The sequence below is a fragment of the Levilactobacillus koreensis JCM 16448 genome (assembly GCF_001435525.1).
In the GTDB taxonomy this organism is placed as follows: domain Bacteria; phylum Bacillota; class Bacilli; order Lactobacillales; family Lactobacillaceae; genus Levilactobacillus; species Levilactobacillus koreensis.
In genome coordinates this window covers 1-3285 of record NZ_AZDP01000028.1, presented here as the reverse complement: position 1 = coordinate 3285, position 3285 = coordinate 1, and the positions used below count along the sequence as shown (strand labels likewise).

General features: G+C 49.1%; 2 protein-coding genes and 1 riboswitch. Both genes read right to left on the bottom strand.

Translation table 11 applies throughout. The annotated features are described in order from the left end of the window. Positions 1–81 precede the first annotated feature (81 nt). Entirely contained in the window at positions 82–663 is a 582-nt protein-coding gene (locus FC99_RS01920) for a peroxiredoxin (RefSeq protein ID WP_420324060.1), read from the bottom strand. 195 nt (positions 664–858) lie between these two features. After that, positions 859–1024, top strand: a riboswitch (M-box (ykoK) riboswitch). Between the two features lie 798 nt (positions 1025–1822). After that, positions 1823–3112 (bottom strand): cation:dicarboxylate symporter family transporter, encoded by a 1290-nt coding sequence (locus FC99_RS01915; RefSeq protein WP_048733836.1) that lies wholly within the window; start codon positions 3110–3112, stop codon positions 1823–1825. Between the last annotated feature and the right edge of the window lie 173 nt (positions 3113–3285).

Genomic DNA, 3285 nt, shown 5'->3' with positions numbered 1-3285 from the left:
TTTCGAGGCTTCAAGTTGTGTCCGCACCGTTCCAGCCCATATCTGGCGACCGGTAAGGCGACATAACTGCCAAATTGTCAGTTAGATTTTCCCGACAAGGTCGGTGCCGGGCTTCAACGTTTCTTCGCCGGGATGCCAGTTGGCTGGGCAGACACGGTCGCCGTGTTCCGCAACGAATTGCGCGGCAGTCAGCGTCCGCAAGATTTCACCGGCATTGCGGCCGATACCCATGTCATTGATCGTGTAGGAGCGCACTTCACCTTGGGGATCTAAGATGAAGACACCACGGTAGGCTTGCCCCGCCGCTTCGTCGAGAACGCCATAGTGCCGCGCCAAATCGCCGGCGGGGTCCGCAATCATCGGATAGTCGACCTGACCGACCTCTTCACTTTGTTCGTGCCAAGCCTGATGAACAAACTCGGTATCCTCAGAAACACTGTAGATCTCCGCATTTTGCTTCTGAAACGCCGCATAGTGCGCAGCTAAGTCACCGAGTTCCGTAGGACAAACGAACGAAAAGTCTGCTGGATAAAAAAACAGAATTGACCAGTGGCCGCGTAAGTCGTCCGCCGTTAAGGCCTTGACCTCGCCGTCCTGATACGCATTGACTTGAAAATCGGGTAACGCTGAACCAATATAATTCACGATAATTTCTCCCCTCATTTTCTGAATTCTGAATCATCTTTAGCATAACCGTTTTCACAGATTAAATCAAGAATGATTCTAAACTAGGACGAGAAACCTAGACTTTATCTATAACTATTTTTATAGTAAGTTATTATAATTATTATTCGCTAGAAGTTGAGTATTTTGCTTGCACTTGCTTTGAAAATGATATACACTGTTTACATAGGATAAATCAGAAGCTGTTAGGTGAGGCTCCTATACGGAAAATGCTACTGCTCAGAAACGTCGAGAAACGCCAATGAGTCAGCTGTTCAGGTCAATTTAAGGCCTGATCTAATGTAGCTGTTATGAACTAACTACGCCGTATAGTGCTAAAACTCAACGACTAGCCAAAACTCACACACGTTTTTTGTGGTGCGCTTAGCTAGTTGTAGCTAAGCGCTTTTCTTTTATCCCCGTCCGTCCCTGTCGACTATCCACCTTGGAGGTGATTGAACATGACATTGCAACTTTTAGATGATCCCGGAGCGTGTTACAACTCGCCGGTGGGAAAGTTACCGCCTGTTCAAGCCTCTTGGTTGACGCTTTGAGGAGGACAGCTCTCTAGCTTTCCCGTTCCCGGACCCCGTAGCTTGATGCGGAGGGTTCGACTGGCAGATTTTAAACAGAATCGACTGACCACATTATTTCAGACGCTGTCGGCGTTGCAACCGACCGTAACTCGTCTGAACTTCCCGAACTCGTTCGTGGATCAGTTGGATTCAAGCCACTTAATGGATAACGCAAGCTAGAGTTACGCCCTTTTTCTCGGTACTATTTCGACATCGATGCATTGACGTGCTAGTCAGAATAGCGTTACGAATCCCGTAACTGCACTTCACCGCTGGGGGAACCCGGTGGGGAGAAGAAGATTAGTAACTGACGCCGTTTCAACTAGGCTGGTTTTTAATCTCTGAATGGTCGATACAATAAACGTAATACCAAACCGATTCCGGTTAACCACGTGAATTGGCGGCGCCCATGGGCTGATGGGAATCACCCCGCAAGTGTGTTACCGCCACGCAACGTGATTGAGCTGGTATTCATTTGAAGACATTGCTCCATAAAGTAAAGCAGGTCACCATTCGCGAAGGATGGTAACCTGCTTTTTTGGGCTCTAAAAAAGGAACCGGCTAATGCCAGTCCCCTTCAGCAATTATACTTTTGCCTTCGCATGCCGCATCTCCTGCAAGTATGCTTGACTCTTTTCTTCACTAAACTCATGTTCAGATTTCCCGATAATCACGGTTGCCAAGGAGTTCCCAACCACGTTGACTGCGGTCCGCCCCATGTCGACTAGGCGGTCAATACCGGCGATGAAGGTCAACCCACTCATTGGGACCCCAATCGTCGAAACGGTTGCCAGTAAGACGACGAAGGACGCTCCAGGCACCCCGGCCATCCCTTTACTAGTGATCATCAAGACCACTAAGAGGGTAATCTGTTGCCCCAGGCTCAGGTGAATGTTATAGGCCTGTGCCAAGAACAACGCTGCTAATGATTGGTAGATGGCCGATCCATCCAGGTTGAACGTGTAGCCGGTGGGAATCACGAAGGAAACGATCCCTTGGCTGACCCCAAATTTGTCCATTTTATCGATCAAACGTGGCAGGGTCGCTTCGGAACTGGCCGTAGAGAATGCCAGAACAGCTTCGTCCTTGATGACGTACAAGAGGTCCCACAATTTAAAATGGAACATCCGGGCAACGATCCCCATGAAGACTACGATGAACACCGCCATCGTCCCGTAGGCCAACACGATGAAATAACCCAAGGGCGCTAACGCTGAAATCCCCATCTGAGCAATCGTGACCCCAATCAGGGCACAAACCCCAATTGGCGCGGTGTGCATGACCCAGTTGGTGACGCGGAACATGACTTGTGACACGGCATCCAGAACGTCGATGATGACCTGACCCTGTTTGCCGATCGCCGCGGTCCCTAAACCGAAGAAGACGGAGAAGAAGATGACGGGCATCATATCCCCTTCACCCAGAGACTTGAAGATGTTGGTCGGAATGATTCCCATCAGCGTTGACCAGATACCCGTATTATGCGCTGATTTAGCCGAGGAGACGTACTGACTGATATCCGTACTATGTAGTTGGTGAATGTCAATAAAGTCCCCAGGATGGAAGATATTGCCGACCAGCAACCCTAAGGCAATCGCAATGGTCGTCATGATTTCAAAGTAAATGATGGTCTTCCCACCGACACGCCCTAACTGCTTGATGTCCCCCATATTCGCAATACCGACGGTCAAACAAGAAACCACGATTGGTAGAACGATCATTTGAATCAAGCCGATAAACATGTTCCCAATGTTCTGCATGGCGGTAATGGCCACTTTGTTTTGATAGAAGACCGCTCCCAGAATAATTCCGAGAATCAACCCAATCAAAATCTGCCACCCCAGACTCAGGCGGTAGTTACGATACTTTTTCATGTGTGTGTCACCCATTCTCTCTTTGTCAACCACGCCCGTTTGAAAACGGACGCTTGTGAGAACCACACCCCATGGCATGGCGACCACAATTTGCTTAGATACAGCGCTAGCCTATGAAATAGGACTTATCCGCTAATTACCAAAGCCTTTTAGGTCCGCAGGTTGCCAGGCGG